The sequence below is a fragment of the Streptomyces sp. NPDC055815 genome, from assembly GCF_053616475.1.
On sequence record NZ_JBSHDU010000022.1, the window covers coordinates 64562 to 70561 of the forward strand.

Genomic DNA, 6000 nt, shown 5'->3' on the forward strand with positions numbered 1-6000 from the left:
GCACGCAGCCGTAACACGGCGGCCACCTCCCTCCCCGCACGGGTTGCGTCGCCCCGACCGTCACTGTCGCATCCAGGACCTCCGGTCGGGCATCGCCTTCGCGTACATCTCCTCCGTACGCATCCAGTCACCCCACCCTCGCAGACACATCGGGTTCGCCCTGGGCGGCACCACCCGTACGTGTCGCTTCCGCACAGCAAGAGGCAAGTGATCATGTCGCGTAAAAGAACCGGGGCATCGGCGGTCTTCGCCGTTCTGTCCGCGCTCCTCCTGTCCCTCTTCGGTGCCGTGGGCACGGCTCGTGCCGCGTCGGTGACCGTAGACAACGCCACTCAGTTCACCGACCCGGCGGGCAATCCCGTCCATGCCCATGGCGGCGGGGTCGTGAAGGTGGGCGAGTACTACTACTGGTTCGGCGAGGACCGCAATGCCGACAACAGCTTCCAGTACGTGTCGGCCTACCGTTCCACCGACCTGAAGACGTGGGAGTTCCGCAACCACGTACTGAGCCAGGCGACGGATCCGGAGCTCCAGGGCGCGAACATCGAGCGGCCGAAGGTGATGTACAACGCCTCGACCGGCGAATTCGTGATGTGGATGCACAAGGAGGGGAGCGCCACGGACTACTCCGAGGCGCGTGCGGCGGTGGCGGTCTCCTCGACCGTGGACGGCGACTACTCCTGGCGCGGCAGCTTCCGTCCGCTGGGTCACATGTCCCGTGACATCACCACGTTCGTCGACACCGACGGCACCGGGTACATGATCTCCGCCGCCAACGAGAACAGGGACCTGCACGTCTACCGGCTGACCGCCGACTACACCGGGATCGACGCCCAGGTGCAGAAGCTGTGGGCGGGCCAGTCGCGGGAGGCCCCCGCGATGTTCAAGCGCAACGGCGTGTACTTCCTGCTGACCTCCGGCGCGACGGGCTGGGCGCCCAACCAGCAGAAGTACGGCACCGCCACGAGCGTCGCCGGCAGCTGGAGCGGCCTGAAGGACGTCGGCAACTCCACCACCTACCGCAGCCAGACGGCCTACGTGCTCCCGGTGCAGGGCACCAGCGGGACCAGCTACCTCTACATGGGCGACCGGTGGGGCAACTCCATGGGCGGCATGGTGCAGGACTCCCAGTACGTCTGGCTGCCGCTGAAGTTCCCCACCAAGACCACCATGACCATGGACTACTCGCCCAAGGTCACGATCGACGCCGCGGCCGGAAAGGTGACCGGCATGAACGTGATCTGGGAGACGCTGTCGGTCCGCCACAGCGGCAAGTGCGCGGACGTCTCCAACTTCGACTCCGCCGCCGGCGCCCCCATCATCCAGTGGGGCTGTGGTGGGGACATCAACCAGCAGTACTGGTTCAGGAGCGTGGGCACCAGCGGCTATGTCCAGATCATGGCCCGCAACAGCGGCAAGTGCCTCGAAGTGAGCGGAGCGTCCACCGAGGACGGCGCCGTGGTCGTCCAGAACACCTGCGGCTCCGCCAAGTCGCAGCACTGGAAGGTGGAGCCGACGGGTGACGCCGGCTTCAGCCAGCTGGTCGCCCGGCTGAGCGGCAAGTGCCTGGATGTCTCCGACTACTCGTACGGCGACGGCGCCAAGCTCGACCAGTGGACGTGCAACAGCGGCCAGAACCAGCAGTGGGAGCGGACCATCGCCTGACGGCGGCACTCCTGCCGGGCGCCCCTCCACCCTCGCGGTGGAGGGGCGCCCGTCGTATACGCGCCCGTCGTATACGCGCCCTCGTGCACAGACTCCCTCGTGCGATCACGAGAGGGTAACGGGTCTGAACCAAGAGTTACTTACTGTTCATCTCTGAGGGATTCTGTGGAAATCTGTTGATCCTTGGTTGGTTCCAGTCTCGTCAGCGCCCGGCCGCGACGGCCCGGGCGCTGACTCGCAGGTCCTCTCCAAGGAGATCCCGTGCACCTTTCCCCCTCAGTTCGCGCTGCCCTCGTGGGCACCGTCGCGGTGGCCATGCTGCCGCTCGCCGCCTCCGCCCACGCCGCCGGCGCCAAGGCGGCGGGCTCGTCCGCCGCCGCGGTCACCAAGCGCCCCAAGTCGCTGGTGATCGGCATCGACGGTGCGGCCTTCGCCAAGTTCGCCCAGGCGAAGATGCCCAGGGTCAAGGGCCTCATGGCGGCCGGCATGACGGCCACCAGCAACCTCTACGCGAACCCGATGGCCCCCACCCTGTCGGGCCCGGGCTGGTCGACCATCGCCACCGGCACCTGGCCCGACAAGCACAAGGTCGTCGACAACAGCTTCACCGGCGCCCGTTTCGACCTCTACCCCGACTACGCGACCCGGCTCGAGGGCGCCAACCCCGCGCTCAACACCCTGGTCGTGGGCACCTGGCCCGCGATCCCCAACACCGTCTTCGGGCCCGCCGTAGACGCCCGCCTCGGGGGCGTCAGCGACGCCAACACCACCACGACCGCCGTGTCCAAGCTCAAGACCACCGACGCGGACGCCACCTTCGTCCACCTCGACGACGTCGACCACGCCGGCCACGAGTACGGCACCGAGACCCAGGCCTACCTGAACGCCCTCGAGACCGCCGACACCGAGGTCGGCCAGATCCTCGATGCCGTCACCTCGCGGGCCACGTACGCCGACGAGGACTGGCAGATCGTCGTCACCGCCGACCACGGCCACAAGCCCACCGGAGGCCACGGCGGCAACACCCCCGCCGAGCGTCAGACGTTCGTCATCGCGCAGGGTGCCGGCTTCACGCCGGGCTCGGTCCGCTACGACGTCAAGGTCGCCGACATCGCCCCGACCGTCCTCACCCACTTCGGGGTCGTCCCGAGCCCTGCATGGCAGCTCGACGGCAAGGCGATCGGCGCCATCGCGCCCGACGCCTTCGACGCCCTGCGCCCCTCCCTGAACACCCGGGTCGACGAACTCGCCCTGCCCTCCACCCTCAAGGGCTGGACGACCACGGCGCCCTCCGGCTGGACCATCGACAACTCCGCCCTGCCCACCGGCGGCGTGACCGAGTGGCGCGGCTGGTCCTTCGCGACCGACGAGTTCTGGACCAACGCGGCCCTGGACCAGGGCCGCGAGACCAACGTCCGGGCGCGCAACGTCTTCGCCGTCGCCGATTCCGACGAGTGGGACGACAAGTCCCACGGCGCCGGACAGTTCGACTGCACCCTCATCAGCCCGGCCTTCCCGGTGACCGGCGGTGCGTCGGCGACCGTCTCGTACGCGACGAACTACAAGGTGGACGGCCCCCAGACCGGAGACGTCTACGTCTCCTTCGACGGCGGTCCCCGGCAGCTCCTGCAGTCCTACCGCACGGACCGCAACGCCTTCGAGGCGCTCACCGTCGCCGTCCCGGCCGGCGCCACCACCGCCCGGCTGTCCTTCCGCTACACGGGCACCAACAGCGCCTTCTGGACGATCGACCAGGTGGCCGTGACCTCCTGACCGACCCCTCGGGCCAGGCGGAAGCCGGGAGTGCGCCACGGCCACTCCCGGCTTCTTTCAACCGTCCATGGTTGCGTAAAAGCTACGCCTGGGTAAGCCTTGACGCCCCCGCCCCGCTACTGCGACGGTTCGTTCGAAAGTGCTCGACAGTAAGCCAGATCTTGCATAACTGTGCATGATCATTGCTCTCAACTGTCTTCTTTGTGTCGTCGCACTCCTGGCGCGACGTGTGCACTCAGCCGCGCCCCCCAGCTGTGCGTCCCCTTCCGACGAAGGAGTCATCCATGCGCTCATCGCGCCGGCGGAGAAGGAACCTCTCCACCCTCGCCGCCCTCACCCTGGCCCTCGCCGCGCCCCTGCCGACGATGGTCACGGCCACGGCCGCGTCGGCCGCGGTCGCCGAGTCCACCGCCCCGGCCGTCGTGCCCCAGCCCGTGTCACAGACCAACCTGACCGGCAGCGGCTTCGCCCTCACCGCGCAGACGCCGGTGAACGTCGTCCCGTCCGGCGATCCCGATGCGGCGGGCGTGGGCACGTACCTCGCGACGCTGCTCGCCCCGGCGACCGGCTACACCCTGCCGGTGACCTCGACCTCCCCGTCGAGCCAGTCCATCGTCCTCGATGCCAACGGCCCGTCCAGCCTCGGCGCCGAGGGCTACACCCTGTCGTCCGGCAGCACCGGCGTGACGGTGACCGCGCACGGAGCGCAGGGCCTGTTCCGCGGGGTGCAGACCCTGCGCCAGCTGCTGCCGGCGGCCATCGAGTCCACCACGGTCAAGCCCGGCCCCTGGACCGTCGCCCCCGTGCAGATCTCGGACAACCCGCGGTACGCCTACCGGGGCGTCATGCTGGACGTGGCCCGACGGTACTTCCCGATGTCCCAGCTCAAGAAGTACATCGACCAGGCCGCGGCCTACAAGATCAACACCCTGCACCTGCACCTCACGGACGACCAGGGCTGGCGCATCGCGATCGGGGCCATCCCGAGCCTCACCACGATCGGCGCGAGCACGCAGAGCGGCTTCACCGGCGGCACCACCTGGTACTACTCCGCCGCGGAGTACCAGGAGATCGTGGCCTACGCCAAGTCCCGCTTCATGACCGTCGTCCCCGAGATCGACGGCCCCGGCCACACCAGCGCCGCGCTGGCGTCCGTCGCCAACCTCAACTGCGACAACAAGGCGATCCAGCCGTACTCGGGCTTCGCGGTGGGCATCAGCCTCTACTGTCTGAGCGACGCCCAGCACATATCCAACGTGAGCGGCTTCCTCACCACGGTCATCGACACCGTGGCGGCGATGACGCCCGGACCGTACGTCCACCTCGGTGGCGACGAGACGCCGCAGGCCACCTCGTCCCAGTACAACGCCTACGTCTCCGCGGCCACCTCGGCCGCGACCGCGCGCGGCAAGACGGTCATGGCCTGGCACCAGCTCGGACAGTCGACGATCCCCGCCAACAGCATCATGCAGTGGTGGGGCGACGCCGACGACCGGGCCACCATCGGCACCGGCAGTGAGACCGAGGACATCCAGTTCGTCCGCAACGCCGTCCAGCAGAACGCCAAGTTCGTGATGTCCCCCTCGGACCACGCGTACCTCGACATGAAGTACGACTCGTCGACGCCGTACGGGCTCTCCTGGCAGGGCTACGTCCCGGTGAGCAAGGCCTACGACTGGGACCCCTCCACCTCGACGGCCAAGCTCAACGGCACCGGCTCGCTCGTCCCGGCCGACCGCATCGCCGGCGTCGAGGCGGCCCTCTGGGCCGACCGCGCGTACGCGGGCAGCGACAGCCTGCCCCAGTCCACCAGCCAGTTCCCCGAACCGAACGTGTACGCCGAGTACATGACCTACCCGCGCCTGCCCGCCATCGCCGAGATCGGCTGGTCGCCCCAGTCCACCCATGACTGGACCGACTTCAGCCGCCGTCTGGGCACCCACGGACCGCGCTGGACCGCGGCGGGAATCGGCTACTACGCCGCGCCCGACGTCCCCTGGACCAGCTCGTCCGGTGGCGGCAGCCTGAACGGCGTCCACACCCTCGCCTCCGGCGGTCAGGCCCTGGACGTGCCCGGCAGCTCCACCTCTCCGGGCACGCGGCTCGACACCTGGGCCCTGCACGGCGGCAACAACCAGAAGTGGACCTTCACCGCTCAGGCGGACGGCTCCTACACCCTGGTCAACGTCGCCTCCGGACTCTGCGCCGACGTCAGCGGCGGGTCCCTGTCCGCAGGCGCCCCCGTCGTCCAGTGGACGTGCACCGGTGGCACCAACCAGCGGTGGCGGATCACGCCGGCCGCCGGCGGCACCAGCACCGTGGCATCGGTCAAGAGCGGCCTCCTGCTGACCACCGCCTCGACGGCCAACGGCGCACTCGTCGCCCAGCAGCCCGACAGCGGATCGGCGCTGCAGCGCTGGACCATCGGATGACACGCCGGTTCTGACGGCATGACAGAGGCGGGGGGGGGGGGCCGGGGGGCGCGCGGGGGGGGTTCTGGGGGGGGGGCGGGGCGCCGGGGGGGCGGGCGGGTGGCGAGGTGAGGGTGGGGGGGGCCGCGGG

General features: G+C 69.5%; 3 protein-coding genes. All 3 read left to right on the forward strand.

Annotation, left to right across the window (positions count from 1 at the left end):
• Nucleotides 1-213: 213 nt before the first annotated feature.
• Complete coding sequence (locus ACWGN5_RS16610) at nucleotides 214-1665, forward strand: RICIN domain-containing protein (protein ID WP_453515520.1); 1452 nt, start codon at nucleotides 214-216, stop codon at nucleotides 1663-1665.
• Nucleotides 1666-1926: 261 nt separating this feature from the next.
• On the forward strand, nucleotides 1927-3438 hold the full coding sequence (locus ACWGN5_RS16615; protein WP_453515522.1) for an alkaline phosphatase family protein: 1512 nt from the start codon (nucleotides 1927-1929) through the stop codon (nucleotides 3436-3438).
• Between the two features lie 284 nt (nucleotides 3439-3722).
• Nucleotides 3723-5870 carry a family 20 glycosylhydrolase gene (locus ACWGN5_RS16620; RefSeq protein WP_453515523.1) on the forward strand — a complete coding sequence of 716 codons (2148 nt, stop codon included), beginning with the start codon at nucleotides 3723-3725 and terminating at the stop codon, nucleotides 5868-5870.
• Nucleotides 5871-6000: the final 130 nt, after the last annotated feature.

Coding starts and splice junctions, on each gene's coding strand:
- ACWGN5_RS16610 (WP_453515520.1), top strand. CDS start 214: ATGTCGCGTAAAAGAACCGGGGCATCGGCGGTCTTCGCCGTTCTGTCC.
- ACWGN5_RS16620 (WP_453515523.1), top strand. CDS start 3,723: ATGCGCTCATCGCGCCGGCGGAGAAGGAACCTCTCCACCCTCGCCGCC.